Annotated in this window: 15 protein-coding genes; 13 read left to right on the top strand and 2 right to left on the bottom strand. The window is 42.9% G+C overall.

Annotated features, from left to right (window positions below):
- Positions 1–127: 127 nt before the first annotated feature.
- Positions 128–970 carry a PDZ domain-containing protein gene (locus ACFO4O_RS12610; protein WP_382409066.1) on the top strand — a complete coding sequence of 281 codons (843 nt, stop codon included), beginning with the start codon at positions 128–130 and terminating at the stop codon, positions 968–970.
- A 204-nt stretch (positions 971–1,174) separates the two neighbouring features.
- On the opposite strand, the gene ACFO4O_RS12615 is transcribed toward ACFO4O_RS12610, so the two are convergent.
- Both ACFO4O_RS12615 and ACFO4O_RS12620 read right to left on the bottom strand, forming a co-directional pair.
- Entirely contained in the window at positions 1,175–2,044 is an 870-nt protein-coding gene (locus ACFO4O_RS12615; protein WP_382409068.1) for a spondin domain-containing protein, read from the bottom strand.
- Between the two features lie 13 nt (positions 2,045–2,057).
- On the bottom strand, positions 2,058–2,927 hold the full coding sequence (locus ACFO4O_RS12620; RefSeq protein WP_417398458.1) for a spondin domain-containing protein: 870 nt from the start codon (positions 2,925–2,927) through the stop codon (positions 2,058–2,060).
- 244 nt (positions 2,928–3,171) lie between these two features.
- Here ACFO4O_RS12620 and ACFO4O_RS12625 point away from each other — a divergent pair, with 244 nt between their 5' ends.
- The 12 genes from ACFO4O_RS12625 (at position 3,172) to ACFO4O_RS12680 (ending at position 18,693) form a co-directional block, all read left to right on the top strand.
- Positions 3,172–3,981 (top strand): thioredoxin domain-containing protein, encoded by an 810-nt coding sequence (locus ACFO4O_RS12625; protein WP_382409070.1) that lies wholly within the window; start codon positions 3,172–3,174, stop codon positions 3,979–3,981.
- Positions 3,982–4,047: 66 nt separating this feature from the next.
- Entirely contained in the window at positions 4,048–7,080 is a 3,033-nt protein-coding gene (locus ACFO4O_RS12630; protein ID WP_382409072.1) for a hypothetical protein, read from the top strand.
- 131 nt (positions 7,081–7,211) lie between these two features.
- A complete protein-coding gene (locus tag ACFO4O_RS12635) occupies positions 7,212–8,606 on the top strand; it encodes a hypothetical protein (protein WP_382409074.1) in 1,395 nt (464 codons plus the stop codon).
- Between the two features lie 25 nt (positions 8,607–8,631).
- Entirely contained in the window at positions 8,632–10,206 is a 1,575-nt protein-coding gene (locus ACFO4O_RS12640) for a hypothetical protein (protein ID WP_382409076.1), read from the top strand.
- Complete coding sequence (locus ACFO4O_RS12645; RefSeq protein WP_382409078.1) at positions 10,196–11,185, top strand: sulfotransferase; 990 nt, start codon at positions 10,196–10,198, stop codon at positions 11,183–11,185. Before ACFO4O_RS12640 ends, ACFO4O_RS12645 begins: the two co-directional genes overlap by 11 nt.
- Before the next feature lie 21 nt (positions 11,186–11,206).
- Complete coding sequence (locus ACFO4O_RS12650) at positions 11,207–11,884, top strand: 6-hydroxymethylpterin diphosphokinase MptE-like protein (RefSeq protein WP_382409080.1); 678 nt, start codon at positions 11,207–11,209, stop codon at positions 11,882–11,884.
- A gap of 189 nt (positions 11,885–12,073) precedes the next feature.
- Positions 12,074–12,976 carry an SMP-30/gluconolactonase/LRE family protein gene (locus ACFO4O_RS12655; protein ID WP_382409082.1) on the top strand — a complete coding sequence of 301 codons (903 nt, stop codon included), beginning with the start codon at positions 12,074–12,076 and terminating at the stop codon, positions 12,974–12,976.
- The gene (locus tag ACFO4O_RS12660; protein ID WP_382409084.1) at positions 12,966–13,910 is read left to right on the top strand and encodes a glycosyltransferase family 2 protein; all 945 of its coding nucleotides are present in this window, start codon (positions 12,966–12,968) and stop codon (positions 13,908–13,910) included. The genes ACFO4O_RS12655 and ACFO4O_RS12660 overlap by 11 nt, the downstream gene beginning before the upstream one ends.
- Positions 13,867–14,550 (top strand): acylneuraminate cytidylyltransferase family protein, encoded by a 684-nt coding sequence (locus tag ACFO4O_RS12665; protein ID WP_382409086.1) that lies wholly within the window; start codon positions 13,867–13,869, stop codon positions 14,548–14,550. Before ACFO4O_RS12660 ends, ACFO4O_RS12665 begins: the two co-directional genes overlap by 44 nt.
- Positions 14,547–15,482 carry a phosphoglycerate dehydrogenase gene (locus ACFO4O_RS12670; RefSeq protein ID WP_382409088.1) on the top strand — a complete coding sequence of 312 codons (936 nt, stop codon included), beginning with the start codon at positions 14,547–14,549 and terminating at the stop codon, positions 15,480–15,482. Before ACFO4O_RS12665 ends, ACFO4O_RS12670 begins: the two co-directional genes overlap by 4 nt.
- Positions 15,472–16,230, top strand: a complete 759-nt coding sequence (locus ACFO4O_RS12675) for an SDR family NAD(P)-dependent oxidoreductase (protein ID WP_382409090.1) — start codon at positions 15,472–15,474, stop codon at positions 16,228–16,230. The genes ACFO4O_RS12670 and ACFO4O_RS12675 overlap by 11 nt, the downstream gene beginning before the upstream one ends.
- A gap of 78 nt (positions 16,231–16,308) precedes the next feature.
- Positions 16,309–18,693: a glycosyltransferase family protein gene (locus ACFO4O_RS12680; protein WP_382409092.1), complete on the top strand. Its 2,385-nt coding sequence runs from the start codon at positions 16,309–16,311 to the stop codon at positions 18,691–18,693.
- Positions 18,694–18,706 lie beyond the last annotated feature (13 nt).

Genomic DNA, 18,706 nt, shown 5'->3' on the forward strand with positions numbered 1-18,706 from the left:
GCCAAATGCGATGTTCAATATTTAATTCACATTCATTTTTTAAGTTTACATTTTAAGTAAACGAGGTATTCAACGTTCTGCTTTTGCCGCCGATAACCTGCCTATTAGGAAAATTGAAGGGGGCAGCGTGGGGCAAAAATTCTCAACCGCAGGTTTATTGCTGTGCCTACTAGCAGCGGTAATTTACTCCTTGGTGTCTTTGCACGAAGACGAGCAGCGCGGTTTAAGCTATTCCTCTTACTCGGGCTCAACGGATGACACCACACGCAGCGCGCGCTTGTCAGCCTCTAGACCGACGAGCGCTCAATATACAGTGCCCGCAAATACTGGCAATCGTGCGGGCAGCGCTAATAACATCGCAGCAAACAACAAACCTGAGCAAAATTCTAATGCCCAATCGCAAAGCAGACTGCCCATTTCTTTGAAGCTCATTGGCACGAATCAAAGCGCACGCAGCTCAGCGCTCATTGAGTCGCAAGGAATTGCGGAGGAGTTTGCATTAGGTGAGTTGATTTTTAACTGGCCAATTCAGCTCGTTACGATTGAGAGTGAGCAGGTAAGTGTAGGCTTTGATAACCAGATTTTTGTTCTTAATCTTGTAGGGCCTAATCTACTAGCAAAGGAGACGCAAGAAGAGGCCTTTGATTTTTATAGGATGAGCGCCGAAGACATTGGCACCCGCCCTAAAATTATTGAGCATATTGTTAACCTAACCCCTACCGACTTTATTGCTGATGGCATGATTGCGTCGGTGGGTATGAACCCAAGCTTGTTTGCACAAGCCGGTTTACAAGAAGACGATGTCATCAAGATGATAAACGGTAAAAGAGTTACGGTAGAAGATGAGCTTGCGGATGTTCAAAGCAGTCTGCAGCATTCAAGCACTATCGTATTTACAGTAGAGCGCAAAGGTCGCATGATTACTCTATACCTCGACATTCCCTCAGAAGCGCTCACCATTACTCGATAGGCCCTTACTTAATATATCTGTCAATAGGCCAGTCGATAGGCCACTCGCGAGGCCGGCAACACGCGCTCAGTAAAGCCTTGCGAACGGTGATCTTATTGGCCTCGCTTACAAAATATAAAAAAGCCGTCCACTGATATTTTATTCAGTTTGAACGGCTTTTGATCTTCTGACTAGGTTCCAGCGCTTTTTTTAGCGAGTCCGGGTTTAGCGGGTACGGGTCACAACGAGCTGTGCGCTAGGGTTATCAAATCGGTCGCTCTGATTGAGCACCGACGTGGCTAAGCCTTCCTTGCTGGCATCATTAGCGTTTGCGTTAGTAACAACACCTGCATGAATTCTAACCGCATCGACCAAATCATCTCGCGCAGCATCAAAACCTGCGCTTGCACCACCACCGCCTGCACCTGATGCTGCTGGTCCCGGCATTGTGGCCGCGGTTTCGGTGTTAGCCTCAGTGCCCGCATCCCATGTTAGCAGGCTGACTATCATGGTTTGCCCAACCGTCATATTGCTAATATCGACATTGCTCATACCAGCAAATGCGTCGTTAGTGTCTACTAGCATGCTGGCAACGCTTAGCCGTAAATTATCTGCATCGAGCGTGGGCACTATAAGTGATACACCGTCACTAGTAGCGCCTGGGCCTAACAGAGCGCCGTTTGTGGCCGCATCTAAAAACTGTACGGCGTCGGCTGCCTCAGACATCAACATGCTCGGGTCGCCACCTTCTGCAAGAATTTCTACGCCTAAACTTGCAGGCTGCGCCGCAGCAAAGGCCTCAAATCCGGGCTCATGGGCAATAAAAGCGGCAGGTGCAAGCGGCTGACCATGGGTTAGATTGGTGATGCTCACCGTATAAGCGGCAACTGCTGATTGCGGACCTTCTGGACCTTGCGGGCCCTCTGGTCCTTGTGGGCCTTCTGGACCTGCCGGACCTTGTGCGCCGGTATCGCCTTGCTCACCCTGAATACCTTGCGGTCCTTGAGGACCTTGCTCTCCATCGTCACCACTACAACCAGCTAATAAGGCAACGCCAATCACGACGGTAAGCGCTTTCAAATGAAATGTTTTCATAACTTACTCCTTATTATGCTGCAGGAACCACAATCGTGACTTTAGCCACAGGGTTTAACCAGCGATGTACGGTTGAATTAAGGTCGCTGGCGCCATCGGTGGCCGATGTATCTCCTAAAGTATTGCGGTGGATATGGACAGGGCCATCGGTGCCGTCAACAACCTCATTAGCGCCAATGGCATTGCCATCAGCATCTTGACCGACTTGCACGGCAACACCTAAACCACCAACACTCATGCTAGGCGCAATCGGTGGAGCGCCTGCTCCAGCTACGCCAGGCGCACCATATCCGCCAAGCGCCGTGCCGCCTACACCAGTAATATCCGTGCGCGTACTGTTTAACTCGTCGTTAAGCTCGGTGCCAGCGTCGTAAGCATTTAGATAATAGCTATAGGTGCCAGGCTCAGTAGGAATTTCAATACTGTCGAGACCCACAAAAGCGTCGTTGGTGGGAATAAGCATAGACGCTAACGACAGCAGAGGCTTATCCATAGTGTCAAAGGTATAGGTGAGCGTGGTGGCAGGTGCAACTAAACCACCAAAGCGATGCCACGTGTTTGAGCCATTGTCGGTATCAGCCGGACCTAAGACCGCTTCAAAATTTTGGCCGGCAGAGGCAGGCTCTTGTGCATCATCAATTACCCCTGCTTCTGCTAGCCATGCTAGCGCAGTGGAGGCCGGCGTGCCTACTTCAAACACATCTGCTGCATCGGTATGTGCAACTACTAAACGCGGAGTAAAGTAATTGCCTTGAGTTAAATTAGTAATGCTTATTTCAAGCTCAACTGCATGAACGCTTGAGAGTGTGCCTAGTGCCAATGCTGTCAAACCTGCGATTTTAGTGACTGCCATGCCGGTGCGTTTTACGTGAGTGTTTTTCATAGAAATTCCTTGTTAGTCGGTTTTGGATACAACAAGGACTACTCTAAAAGCCAGTTATCACTAAAGTGTCACAACTTGTTAACAATTCAACATTGATTTACAAGGTTCCATTCACCGAATTTTTAAGGCTAGTACAGAAGCTAATGCATCGCTGGTGGGCAGTAAGTTTCTTTTAATCTGAGCAAATGTCAGTAGAATAGGATGTGCGCTTATCATCTGCATTTGTTAACTGAAAGGACGCCACATGCAAGCAAGCATCAGCCTCAATGCTCACATTAAACCTCTGTTTTCACTCCCTCTTATATTGCTCAGCTGCGTATTACTATTTTCTGGATGCGCCAGCCATGATGATCAGGCATCACCAAAAGTATTTGTTAGCTCCAGTAATGTTATGGCTGATGTAGATGCCGCAATTTCGCGCGCGCAAAACAATAACACCCTTTTACTCATTGCCATCGGCGCACAGTGGTGCCACGACAGTCGTGGACTTGCCAGTACGTTTGCACAAGCCGACATGGCAGGCGTACTCAAACAATACTACGAAGTGCTTTATATTGACGCAGGTTATTACAAGGATTTACGCCCCGTGAGCCAACGCTTTGGACTCGCCAATTATTATGCAACACCCACCGTGATGATTATTGACCCAAAAACACAGCAGCTCATTAACGCCAACGACATGGCCATGTGGGGCAGCGCTGACTCGGTCGAATTAGACACGTATATTGACTACTTCACAGCTTACGGCAAAGGCGAGCGAGGGAGCTCGCTGCTTACCCAAAATATGAGCGAAGCAAATATCGCCCTAATCAAAGACTTTGAAACTAAGCAAGCAGAGCGTTTGCAATATGCCTACGGCATGCTTGTGCCTGGCATGCTGCGAGAAGATCTACGCGGTGAAACCACCGAAGAATTCACTAAATTATGGTTTGAAGTAAGAAATTACCGAATGCAGTTACAAAATGATATAAAAAGCCTGTATGAACAAGCGCAGCTCTCTCCCGAGAAAAAGGTCAAGGTGCCGAACTACCCCGCTTTTAGCTGGGAGCAGTAACTGAGTGTTAACACCATGCCTGTATACGGTTAATAAGACTTACCGCTCGCCAGTTAGCAAAGAGGCTTGAGCGTGTTTTATTTGTGTACTGGGTTTCATCGTAGCGGCACTTCTTTGTTAGCACAAACGCTGCAGCATAACGGTGTAAATATGGGCGGCGACCTTATGGGCGCCACCTACAGTAACCCACTAGGTCATATTGAAGACATGCCCGTAGTGAGGCTGCACGATAAAGTGTATAAGCTCAACGGCGCCGACTGGCGCTATCATGACTCAAGCCCGCTAATAAAACCGGTATGGTTACCTAACTATATTCAGTCTTACATGCAAAAGCGCAAAGACGAAAGCAGCACAGAGGACGAAATATTAGGCGTTAAAGACCCACGTGCAGTGCATTTTTTAAAAGACTGGCAGGTGGCGTCAGACGGCAAAGTTCGCTACATCTTTATTTTTAGGCACTGGCGTGAGGCGTGCTTTTCATTGTTAAAACGCCATTCTAGACAGTTTTTAAACACTGCTAACCCAATGGAGCGCTCGTCGCTACACTTATCATTTTGGCGCCAGCACGATTTAGCATTCAAAATGTATAAGAGTGCAAATAAGCGGATATTAGATTTTTATACGGCCAACAAAGACAAGGCTATTTTACTATCGCAGGAGGGATTTGTTGCCCTCGCTCAACAAGCAGACACTCATGCTTTTGCTAAGTGCGCGAGCAAGATAGGGCTTGATACTCATTATTTTAATGCACAAACACTGCAAGCCGACCTGCTCACGCAACAGTTACCACCCTACGCAGAAAACGGCATTGACCAAAACCTTGTAAAGGAACTCGATGCCCTTTACGAACGGCTCAATAACGCGGCCGACATTAAGCATTGCTTGAGTATAAATGAGATACAAACACGAATAAGCCCAAGCGCCTATGCATTGCCTAAGCATTTAGCACTTGCGCTTGGCGATGATAAACAAAGCCTTGAGTCTGGCGGCAACGATGCCATTAACGGAGCATCTTCGCCCATAGACAATATTTTTGCCAACGCAGAATTTGATTTTACTGAGCTAAAGTGGGCCGAGTTCAGCGGGGCGCTGTTGCGCTTGCCCATCCCGCGTATTTCCCCTAAGCCATTTTATGCTGCCCTAACCTGCGATTTAGATTTTAGCGGCAACGATAGCGAAGTAAAACCGGTGACTGAGCGCACTGGCGAAGATTATTACAGCCTAGCCAAGGTTGCCCACTACAAAGGGGTATGGCTAGTAGCGTATTTATTCCAAATGCGGGCCATGCTGTGCGATGCTTTTGTAAAAGGCCATGCCCTATGGGATGTGGGGGCTTGGACGATGTTTGCCGACGAACAGCCCGGGTGGTTACATGTGAACGACAGCGAGCTTTTGGGCAACAATCCGTTTAAATTGCAAAAAGCGCATCATTTGCATGAGCGGCAAATAGAAGCAGTGCCTCACTATTTAGATATCGCACACTTATCAAGCGAGGATTTATTTATAGCGGAGACGGAGGCTGGCACTCAAGGCGGCTTAGATGCATGCGCTACATTTCGTTTAAGCATTGATGAAACGCATACGTGGCTAATAACCAACGCTGGGCAAAACGCGCCCGAAGATAATGCGCGTATGTATATGCAAATAGCGAAGCAATGCACTAACAACATGGAGGTGCAGGAGTTTTGTTATATAAAAGCGCTCAGAGCGGCCCACCTGATTGCAGATGCCGGCACTCAAAGGGCTACTGTGCAGCAATGCTTAGCTTTGCTTGCCGCGCTTTACGTTAAAAACAATATGTTTAACTATGCAAAGGCAACATTTAATGCGCTTGGCGCAGCCGAGAACGAAGATGTCTGCGAAGATACGCAAAAGCCTGTGTTTAAAGCGCTACATTTTTTAGTACAAGAGCATCATTTTAGCCTATATGCAGAATGCCTTAATACGGTGACAGGAAAATTAAACAACGCTCGTAAAGCCGAACTGCAAAAAGAGTTGGCGCAGCAAAAGGCTTTGCTCCGGCCTGCATTAGGGCTTAAACACCGCTTTGCGCTGCTGCCCTGCAATCTCTCATATGAAAACATATTGCTTATTGGCAAAGAAAATCCTGAACGCTCCATTAAGCTTGATTTGCTCAACAGGCGACTTAACTTTTTGGCCAAAGATAATATGCAGTGGCTAATGGAGGGTACCCATGGCTTGCCCACCAATGCAAAATACGCTCTGTATCAGCTTATTAGCAAACATTGGCAAAAGCTCTGGCCTGAGGAGGTTTACCAATATGCCTTTCATGAAGCTCCTTCTGTAAGCGCATCGCTGCAAAAAAATACTCGTGTAGACAAAAATACTCACGTGAACAAAAACAATATTGAGGCTACATCGGTTTATACCTTATTAGTGTTTATTAGTGATCTCGACAGCTTTACCGCTTTTTTAGCGCTCCTAGCGGCAAGCAACACATTAACCAACACAGTAAGCAACGCAGCACCCAGCACAATAAATAATACTTCAACATCAGATTCTACACTGCAGTTACACTGCAAACTTATGCCCAGCGCTTCAAAACTTAAAGAAAGCGTAGAAGATACGTTGAGCCAATTTAATGTGAGCGCTTATATGGTTGATACACTTCCCCCGCAACGTGTGCATGAAAGTGTAAAGCGAGAGATATTGGCGTTTAGCGAGCCTAGCGAAAATAGGCCTGCTGAGCCCACCCATAACAAATTTGTTGGTGTTACCTTTTGCGAGCGCCAGAGCAGTCATATTCAAAGGGTAAAACAAATAACAAACTGGTACTGCATGTTAGGCTTTGAATTTAGTGTTAGCGCGATGCTCAGCAACACTCAAGCTGATATGGTAGTGCCTAATTATCACCCAAGTGAGCTGCACAGCATTCAAGACAAACCACTTTTTTACCCCCACATGTATAGCGCATGGTTTAAGCAAACACTCACAAAACACTGCTCAAGCATACAAGCGCCCGGCATAGAGATATTCTGGCGGAAGTTCTTGATGGAGATAAAAAAACAGCAGGCCATTGTAAAAATGAGCAATCAGGCATGTGAGGGTTTATTTGAGAACTCGCACAGCGACGATTAGCTTCTTGATTTGGTGGTATTTAATCATTAAGTTTAGGCCATGAATGCGGTATGCTTATAGCAGTGTTTTGATTTAGCTAAGAAAAAGGCGCGAGGCCTTAAGTAGCGTCGATTGAATTGGAGAATAAGTTCATGCAAAAGCAGGTTTTGCTTTGCCCCGACAGCGTGGTACTAGAGCGTGCTGCAAAAAAAAATGCAGTTGTTAGCGAGGGCGCACTGAGCAAACAATTAGTGTATGCCGAACCAAGCGAAAAGCTCGACCTAGGCAAACTTGTAAATGCTACAAACGGCGAAGTAAAAGTATTCCTTGCTGATTATAGCGAGCAAGCAAAGCTCCCTGTTCATCTCATCATTCCGTCGGTTGCAAGCTATCTTGCCCTGCACATAAGCAACAATGAAGTTGACGCGCCACAAGTAAATACCCTATTAAAAACATGGCAAAGTTACTTTGAGGCTTGTAAACAGCTTTTACTCATGCACCCCGATGCTTTTGTGGCTAAGGGGATTAGTGTCAGTGCCCACATCAATATAAGAGAAGCCGCCCAGCACGCGCTAAATAACGACGATGCCCTACTGCAACTGCACGAAGACTGGTCGACCTTTGTAGCGAAAAAAGACAGAGCACTGCGACCGCTTAACAAATATTTGAGCGAGCTTGGTGCGGACTTGCGTGAAGTCGCGCGTTTGCGTAGTGAGGTGGAGAGGCTTTGTGGGGAGCGGGATGATATAGAGCGTAAGTATATCGATGAGCTGAAATTAAGCGCTTCTGAACTTGCTGAGCTTAAATCTGAGAACGAATTGTTGCTTTTGCAAATTGCGCAATTGCAGGAAGAGCTTGAAGAAGTATATCTTAAAGGCCAATCTCGGGAAAAAGAGGCCCAAGGAGAGATTGCTCGGCTGGAAGCTGAGATAGAGTCTAGTTCTGCAAGTAAAGGCAAACAAGATGAACTCGAGACAGAAAATGAGCTACTTTTGCTACAAATTGCCCAATTGCAAGAAGAGCTAGAGCACTACTTCTTAGAGTACAATAAAGCTATTGCCGGTTCTAAACCGAAAAAACCTAAAGGTCCCAAGAACCAAATAATGATTTTGCAAAGCTCAATTGAGCATGGAAATGAGCGACTTACAATCCGCATTAAAAATTTACATGTGGGCGAACGCACTTTTAACTTGTTCGATTTAAGCATTGGCGCAAAGCGTGTGAGAGACGACGGCTTTAGTAACCTTGGTGTTTTAGAGTTGCGAGTACTTCCGGGCAAAAAAGCGCCTCTACAAGATTGGAAACCGAATAAACGTGACCGTTGGGGGCGGAAGCTTTATTTGGAGGTGAGTAAGCAGCCTGAAATACATCAAAAGACGCAAGTAGAAAAGCTGTCTTTGCAAGACCGTAAGTTCTTGAGGGAGTTACTCGCTCTGATCAGCGAAGGAGCAGACAACATTAGTTTGAACGGAGCTAAGCTGAACCGACCTATGCAGCATTGGCAAAGCCTATTGTTAGACATGAGCACGGCACTTGATGCAAATTAGTTTTGCGACCGTTAGGAGATAGATAGTGAGCGAATTGCTTAAATTAATTGGTGGCTTGCATCAGTCGTTTGATACAGTGGTAGTTGCTGGTAGTACTTATACTAGTAATTTAAAAGCACTTGAAAAGCTCAGTGCAGAAAGAATTATAATTCTAGAGCCTGATAGTAGAGCTTTTGCGAAGCTTGAAAAAGAGGCTAGTAAGCTAGATGCGCCATTAGAAATTAAACAAGTTGCCTTAACAACGAGCAGTGAAGAAAAAGTTTCGTTTCATCAAGCAAACGCTGTTGGATTTAGTTCGACAGAGCTTCCAAATAAAATAAAAAAGTTAAGACCTGGGCTTACGTTCGACAAACAGGATGTTTTTAATATCGATGTTAAAAACGTAAAAAACAGTTTTTCACTAGACGAAAACGCTGCCAATTTACTTATTCTTGACGTGAATGGTGCTGAAGGTGATTTGCTACAGCAGTTAAATCCTCATTTATTTGCAAGTGTTATTGCCCGAGCCAATACACAAGCTTTGTATGGTAAAAGCGAATCAATTAGCAAAATTAACGCTATTTTTTCAGAGAATAGGACGCCAACATTACTTGTCGCCGAAACTATACCTCCATTTGTTAACTGCGTTATTGCTAGGCCAGCCCAATGGCACGGGCTAAAGCAACAATCTGTTTTAAGCGAGCAGGAAAAACAAATAAAAGCTCTAACAACGGAACTAAATGAAGGCCGAGAAGCACGCTTAATCGCTGAAAAACAATTGAGAGAAGAGTTAACGCAAGAGCGCAACAACGCTGAAGAGGCAAAGCACGAAAGCCTAGCTGCAAAGGAAACAAGCGAGAAAAAAATAAAAGAATTAGAGCGTTCGATCGACTTACGGAACGATGAAATTAGCGAATTTAAGAAAAAGGTAACGGAACTTACGTCGTCTAAACTAAACCTTGAGCACGAACATGCTGAACATTCAAAGTCACTTTTAATAAAAATAGATAGTCTATCGACTCAGATAAATGAGCTACAAAGCAAGCTCACTGATGCGGAAGAGAAGAACAGTCAATTACACTTGGAAATTCAGCAATGCAAAAACGAAAATGAGAAGTTAGCGGTTAATGTTGAGGCTTTACAATCGGAAAATGCGACACTGATAACGAATATTGATAGCGAAACTAGTCGCAGTGAAGAACTCCAAGAGAAACTGAAAGAAGAACGAAACATCCAATCGAAACTTGTTGAAGAACACGATAAATTACAAAATGATTCAAAAAACCTGACTCATCAGATTAAAGAGAAAACTACGGATTTAAGTAAGTCAGAATCGCTTGTCGATTCATTGCAGAAAAGAGTCGATACACTCTCACAAAATTTAAAAACATCAAATGAAAAACAAGAAAGTGCGCTACAAACGCTGTCTTTGAATACCAAATTGATGACTAAACTTGAGTTAGATGCAAAAGATTTAAGAAAGCAAATAAAGAAAAAAGATAAAGAACAAAAAGAATTGAAAGAACTTATTCGTGAGCTTCATGAAAAATTAAAACTTGCCTCCGCTTTTTATCAGCACATTGAGCAAAGTTATCCAGAGTTGATTACCGATGGCACGTGACTTACGAGAATCCAAGATTAATAGTATTAATAACTTTAAGGAAGAGTTGACGGCTGCATTGGATCTAATAGAAAGCAGCAAACTTTCTGGGATTAAATCTAGAATCACTCCATCCCTATCACTCAGCGAACAGGCTAGAGAGACTGACAGTTTATTAGCTCGATGCGCGTCAGTAATCGATAATGAAAATAGAAAAGATAAACCTATTATGCGTGTCGTGCATCATTTTGCATGCAGTGGGGGCACGCTGATCTCAAAGTGTATTTCCACGTTACCTAACGTTTATCTTATGAGTGAAGCTCATCCTTGGGTCCCACAACATGTAGAGGGAAAATTAAGATATTCACCAACCGATATTACCTCACTCGCAAGCTATGCTGGCATCCCTTTTTCCCATTTGCTCGCCAAAAAGCTTTTCACTCAAAATCTAAAGATTTCGCATCAACATGTGTCTAAGTACGGAGGAACTCTTGTAGTAAGAGAGCATACCCATTCAGACTATTGTGTAGGTAAGAAGGTAAATCTTAAACTTACTGTGAACTCTTGCTTACAAAATGATTTTTTACTAAAGCACCTAGTTACTGTGCGAAACCCTGTCAATTCATACTTGTCATTGATTAGCAATAGATGGGCTCATTTCGAACCTCAGAGTTTTGACGAATATTGCCACAGACTCCTCAAATTTGTTGAAAACTATCCCAACAATTGTATTGTCAAGTATGAAGATTTTGTCGAATCGCCCAAAAAAACCATGAAAAAAATCTGCAAAATACTTGACCTTGAATACACTGATTCATTTCAAAGCATTTTTGACATTTTCAAAGTAACTGGGGATAGCGGCAGAACAAGTAATAAGATATCTCAGCGAGAAGACAGACCGATAAATAATGATTTAGAATATGCAATTAAACATTCACCATATTATGAACGTGTCGCTAAACTTCTTAGTTACTCTCAAGATATACTTACTAATGATTAACGGTATCCTTAGGTCATACATGTGATTTCAACGCTCAAGAACCGCCATTTAGGTGAGACTTGCGTAGTAGTCTGTAATGGCCCGTCTTTGAACCAGACTGATTTTACTTTGATTAGAGAGTTTACTTGTATTGGTTTAAACAAGATATTTCTAGGGTTTAGAAAATTCAGGTTTTATCCAAAATACTACGTAGCCGTGAATGAAAAAGTATTACGCCAATCTGAAGCTGAAATAAAAAAACTCAACTGCGTAAAGTTTTTAAGCAATCGATGCCCAGAATTATTTTCGGGTAACGCCCTAACGCATATTTTGAACACTTCCAAGCCACATGCAAGATTTTGTAAAGATCTAAACCTAGGTTGTGAAGAGGGGTGGACCGTCACATATGCCGCTCTCCAAGTTGCATATTACCTTGGATTCAGAAAGGTCATTATTGTTGGCATGGACCATCGCTTTACTTACACAGGTAAACCAAACGAATCGGCTATTATGAAGGGAGACGATATTAATCACTTTGCGCCTAGCTACTTTGGTGGCGGACAGGAGTGGGACAATCCTGACCTTTTGAATTCTGAGGAGTCATACAGAATTGCGCGTCAAGTTTTTGAAGCAGATGGACGCATTATTATCGATGCTACTGTGGACGGTGCCTGCGATATTTTCGAAAAGTTAGATTTGGCCTCTGCGCTTAAAGTTTGAAATAGTTATAAATAAACCAACGTGACCGTCTGTGGCTCGAAAAAAAAGGAATGGCTTAACCGAGAAACGAAGGGGATTTAATCATTGAGAACACATAGAATAGATACTACAATCCGAGGCTGACTCAACGCTTGTGTAACTGCGATTTCAAGGGAGTTAAGTTTAGATTTTGAAGTGGGCGGGATATTAATGGAATTCACATGTATACACAGAGTAACGATTGACGATGTGTCCTGCGAATTGGGTGAAGGGCCGATTTGGCATCCAGTTCGAGGTTCGTGGTGCTGGTTCGATATCCTCTCTAATTGTTTGTACGAGTATCAATTATTCTCATCTAATGTTGCTAAGTTATCTCAACACCCCTTACCATTTTCTGCAAGTGCCATGGCAGTTTGCTCTAACGGACAACTTTTAGTTGCACTTGAATCATGCCTTGCAAGCTATTGCCTGGAAACAAAAAAGTTTACTCCATTAAAGGAACTAAAGCTTGCCGAGGGTTTTAGAACAAACGAAGGCGGTATTGGCCCAAACGGCGATTTCTGGTTTAGCTCCATGGAAAAAAAACCAAGCAAACCTAATGGAGAATTATTTTCTATTGATTCCAACATGCAGCTAGCAAATCGTTTTAGCGGGATTGGGATTGCGAATACAATGGTTTTTGACAAGGTTCGTCAACGCTACTATGTTTCCGATTCCATGAAACAGCAAATGTTTGTGTGCGACGCTCAAGCTACTCAAATAGTATTGGATAATGTGTTTTTTGATGCCTCAAATACACCATTTACTCCAGATGGTGGCGCTCTTGATAGTAACGGTAATCTTTGGGTAGCCTTATGGGGCGGGCATAGAGTAATTTGCCTATCGCCTGAGGGCCAGCAAGTCCATGAAATAAAACTTCCCGTTCCTCAACCCACAAGCTGCTGCTTTGGCGGACCAAATGGCAAACACTTATTTATCACTTCAGCACGTCAGGGCTTGAGTGCAGACGAACTAAAGGAATATCCGCTTTCAGGCTCATCGTTTATCATAGAGCTAGATGTTGAAGGAGAAGTATTACCTATGATAGAGCTGAATTTAAAAAATGCTAGCTAGTGTAGTTATTCGAACTTACAACGAAGAAAAGTACTTAGATGAGCTACTAAGTGCCGTCAACAAGCAAAAATGCGCTGTGGTTGATTTAGAGATTGTAATTGTTGATTCAGGCTCAACTGATAAAACTCTAGAAATTGCCAACAAGCATCATGCAAACGTAACCCACATCAAAAAGTCTGAATTTACATTTGGACGTTCTCTGAACGTTGGTTGTGAATTCGCAAACGGCGATATACTTGTATTTGTGAGCGGGCACTGCATCCCTGTGGACGAAAATTGGCTGGATGAGTTGTGTAAGCCACTTATAAATAACGCAGTTGTATATAGTTATGGGCGACAGCAAGGACGAGATACCACGAAGTATTCTGAGTACAGACATTTCGATAAATGGTTTCCAGAGTATTCCAAACTTCCCCAAGAGGGATACTTTTGTAACAACGCGAATGCAGCGATTACTAGAGATGCCTGGCAAAAATTTAAATTTGATGAAGATTTATCTGGTTTAGAGGACATGCATCTGGCGCAGAAGCTTGTAGAAGCAGGCGAGAAAGTGGGCTATGTCGCAAGTTCGTCAGTGTTTCACATTCATGATGAAACTTGGCGTCAGGTTAGAGTTCGTTATGAGCGCGAGGCATATGCCCTGCACCAAATTATGCCTCAGGTACACTTCTCGTTTTCGGACTTTTGCCGTTTTTTCACTTCGAGCGTACTTACCGATTTTGGTGCGGCTCTCAAAGATAAAGTGTTTACTTCTAAGTTCGTTGAGATAGTACTTTTCAGATACAATCACTATTGGGGCACTTACAAAGGACATCATGAGGTTAGAAAATTATCCTCATCCTTGAAACATCATTATTTTTATCCAAAAGATTTAGACAAAGAGACTTATCATGAAACGGAAAATAGTAGCTCTGCTACCAATGAAAGCAAATAGTGAGCGTGTAAAAGGGAAGAACTTTCGTGATTTAGCAGGTAAACCCCTTTTTAAATGGATACTTGATTCACTGCTTAGAGTAGATGAAATAGACCTCGTTGTAATTAATACTGACGCCCGCCATATCCTTGAAGAGAATGGCTTAGCAGAGTCAGAACGGGTAATGATCCGTGACCGCAAACCAGAGATATGTGGCGATATGGTAAGTATGAATCTGATACTTGCAGACGACATGCAAGCAGTTGCGGCAGATCAATACATTATGACTCATACAACTAACCCACTAATTTCAGCCGCGACGATTAAACAGGGCCTTAAAGAGCTTGCTGCACAGCCTGATAAAGACTCACTTTTTACTGTGAATAAAGTCCAAACTAGGTTTTACAGAGAAGATGGCAGCGCCGTTAATCACGACCCTGCTAATTTGATTCGTACGCAAGATTTAGAAGCTTGGTACGAAGAAAACTCTTGCTTGTACTACTTCACATCAGAGTCGTTTAATAAAACCAAAGCAAGAATAGGCGAAAATCCCCTAATGATGATTACGCCTCCATTGGAGTCGTTAGACATCGACGAACCCCATGATTGGGAAATGGTTTACGCTTTGGCGCAATATTCAAACGCGCAGGAGAATCAATGAAAGTTTTAGTTACATGCCCACCTATGTTGGGATTGTTCGACGAGTTTGTAAAACCAGCAAAAGACTTAGGTCTAGAACTGGTCGCTGCTAAAACGACTCAAGTGCTTTCTGAGGCAGAGCTTATCGCACTACTCCCCGACTATGACGGTTGGATTATTGGAGATGATCCAGCTACCGAAACAGTTTTTAAGGCTGGTAAATCAGGTAGACTCAAAGCAGCAGTAAAATGGGGAATTGGGGTTGATAATGTCGACTTTAAGGCATGCGAGCAACTGGGCATACCCATTACCAATACTCCTGACATGTTTGGTGGAGAAGTCGCTGATGTTGCTATGGCGTTTTTGTTGGGGCTAGCGCGACAAACTTACTTTATCGATAGAGAAATCCGCGCAAACAATGCATGGCCAAAGCCGGCTGGAATGAGTGTTTCGGATAAACATATTGGCGTCGTCGGTTTTGGCGATATTGGAACAAGTCTCGTCAAACGCCTGTCAGGATTTGATGTTTCTGTTACCGTTTACGACCCTGGCGTAGAGGGAAATAAAGGTTTTTCATTTGTGGAGCGGGCGAGTTTTCCAAACGCTATTGAGAAGTGCGATTTTCTAGTCTTTACTTGTTCACTGAATAAACACAATTTTCAAATGCTTAACAAAGAAACACTCAGCATGATGAAAAAGGGAGCCATGGTAATTAACGTGGCAAGAGGACCTTTAATAGATGAAGCAGCTCTAATAGAGGCTTTACAAAGTGAGCACATCTTCGCAGCTGGATTGGATGTTTTTGAAGAAGAGCCTTTGCCAAACAATTCTCCGTTAAGGGATATGCCCAGATGTATTTTTGGATCGCATAATGGTTCGAATACAAAAGAAGGTGTTAGGCGTGCCACGTTAAAGGCTTTAGAGACGATATCGGGCTATTTTAATGGAATGTAATGGAAGGTGGGCACTAATTACTGGTGCGGCTGGTGGAATTGGCAAAGCCTTAGTTGAAGAGTTTGTCGATGAGGGTTACAAGGTAATATCTGCTGATATCGTCTTTGCAGAATCAAAATTTGTTGGTGAAAACGTATATGAGCTTCAACTAGATTTGGCTCAAATCGTTGATAACGCAAATGCGCTAGGTAGCTTAAAAGAGCAAATAGCAAACATAACTGGTGGTGAAGGAATAGCGGTTCTGGTAAATAACGCCGCAGTGCAAATTTTAAGTTCCACACAAGATATGACTATCGACCAATGGAATATGACATGGACAATAAACCTGCACGCTCCATTTTTGCTAATACAGACTTTTTTAGAAGACCTATCTAAAAATAAGGGTGCTGTAGTTAACATTAGCAGTATTCATGCTAAACAAACAAAAAAGCGTTTTGTGGCTTATGCTACATCAAAAGCTGCGCTTAGCAGTTTAACGCGTAATTTGGCGGTAGACCTTGGAGACAAAATTCGGATTAATGCAATTGAACCTGCCGCTGTGGGCACAGACATGCTGTTGGCGGGATTTATCGAAAGTCCAGAGCAATTGGCTTCATTAAACGAATTTCATCCTTTAGGGCGAATAGCAAATCCGAAGGAAATAGCTGAACTTGCAGTTTTTTTGTGCTCTGAGAAGAGCAGATTTATCCAAGGGGCTAGCATTAGTGCGACCGGCGGGATTGACGGATGTTTAAGCGACCCCGGCTAGACAAAGCTTATTGATTAATTGCCTGTTTGTAGGGTGTGGCAACAACAGTTGAAATAAGAATTTAAACGAGACTACGCATTGAAAACAATAAAATTTTTGCCCGCAGTTGAAACACAAGAACAGTTAAATGACTTGATTGCAAGAGCGTCTTGGCATCTCACTCTTTTAGACGATTTCTGTTTCAAAATTTATTTAGCTAACCATACTCTCAGCATCGAGAATGCCACACTTCCGTCTGGATTCGATCCACAAGTCAAAAGTAAAATCCATAGGTTTTTATCTAGGTGCAATTTTGTTCCGTCACAAGATTATGAAGAAGTGATAAAGGAAGGGGCTGCAGCATTTATCAAATGGGAAGAAGATAATTCTGACTTAAACGACCTAATCAAGAAATATGCTCGTTCAACCGTTTATAGAACCGACCCTACTCTTGTGCGGCAAGAGGGTTCATTTTACATTCAATGTGCCTTCGACCTCTCAGAAAACGACACGGCTTTAATATCTGAATCACAGAACAAATTTACTGAACTATACGCAGAACTTGGTAAATTCGATAATTGCTGGGTTCTTGCCACCGGTCCAAGTGTGGAGAAATACGTTGAACATGATTTCAATGATTCATTAACCATAGCATGTAACAGCACAATTTTTGATGAGGCACTAATTAAGAGGACACAACCGAAAATTTTAGTGTTTGCAGATCCCATATTTCATTTTGGAGTGTCTGAATATGCGGGGAAATTCAGAGACAAAGTTAACGAACAAATGAATACGTTGAAACCGTTTATTATCGTACCATTCAAGTACTATCGCTTGCTCGTTTCAATTTTCCCTGAACACAGGCATCGCATAATCGGGGTTCCGTTCAATAAAGTCTTAGATTTCAATCTGAGCCTTCAGAAAGAGTTTTATGTAAAAACCACCTCAAATATTTTAACTTTGTTATTGCTGCCTTTAGCTACAAGTTTTTCGGATAACGTCAATATTTTGGGTTGTGATGGCAGACCATTTGAAAATGACGATTATTTTTGGGGTCATGGTAAAAACGTACAAATTAATGACAAAATGAAAAATATCAAAATCGTCCATCCTGGCTTCTTTGATATCGATTATAACGAATATTATTTTGAGCATTGCCATACTCTCAAACGTTTATTCGAAACAGGCGAGCGCAATGGAAAGCGCTTTGCTCATCATGCTAGCTCTTACATTCCAGCCTTGAGAGACCGACAGCCTGCACTCAAGGAAAGGTCAACAGCAGAACAAAGCTTGTGTATTCTGGTCGAACCTGATGGCTTAGGTGAAATGGGACATTACGTTGATTGGCACAATCAATTAATCACTGAGCTTAAGGCAGACAATCGCGACGTAAGAATTCTGTGCAATAAAAAACAAGATATTGATTTATATAATGCTCCAACGACAGCTATTTTTACATCACATAGCTGGGGTATCAGTCGGGGAGACTGGTGCTTTGCAAAAGACTTCGACAAGCATCCTTCGTTTATACGTTTTTTTAGCGAGTTAAAAAGTAATATAGAACATCAGTGCAATGATTCCAAAGTATATGATGTTAGATTGTTCATGTACTACGGCTCAATTCAAATCCTCGCTGGACTTCACAAATTACGAAAAGACCTGAAAGAATCAAACATAGAGCTACATGTTTCCCTTTGTCTTTTCCATGAATCCGTAATTTTAAATGATAAAGCCAATGAACCCCGGCTGCCCTATCACGCTAGAGAGATTTTGTTAGAAGCATTAGCTCAAGAAGATAATTACACCATTACGAGTGTTACTGAGGAGCTAAAAAGTAACCTTCTTTCTCGTTTAGAAGTTTCGACAGGTGTTATGCCTAACCCGATCCCAGCAGGTCAACACAAGAGGGAGCAAACTTCGTCGAAGGACCGGGAAAAAACACATTTGAATATACTCATTCCTTGCGCCCTCAGAGCAGAAAAGGGCGAATCAGAAATAGTCGCGTTACTACTTGATGTGAAGTCTGGGGCTATAAACTTGGAAAAACAAGGTTTGAGAATAGTATGCAGAAAGCCAAAAGGCTTCACAAACATCGAAGGGGTTGATTGGATATCTGAAAAGACCTCTCAAGAAGAATACAGACAGCAGCTCGAAAGCTCAGACTGCATCATTATCCCTTACTTGGCGCCACAATTTAGCTATAGAACTTCGGGCATCATAGTAGATGCTATGTTTGCAAAGAAGCCGATAATAGCTATACAAGATACTTGGCTCTCTTCAATAGTAGCCAAGTACCGCTGTGGTTTAACCGTGAAATATAGATCATCAGCATCGTTTATGTCAGCAGTTAAAATAATTTCAAGAAACAAGAAATTTTTCGATAAATACTGCTCTGAGAGCTTCGAAAACTATCACAAAGAAAATAGCTGGGATAATTTATATCGCATGATGTTTAAGCCCAAAAAAGTTTTAGATTACGAGTAGAAAACCATGTTTG

Origin of the sequence: Glaciecola siphonariae (assembly GCF_042652645.1) — a bacterium.
GTDB classification, from domain to species: domain Bacteria; phylum Pseudomonadota; class Gammaproteobacteria; order Enterobacterales; family Alteromonadaceae; genus Glaciecola; species Glaciecola siphonariae.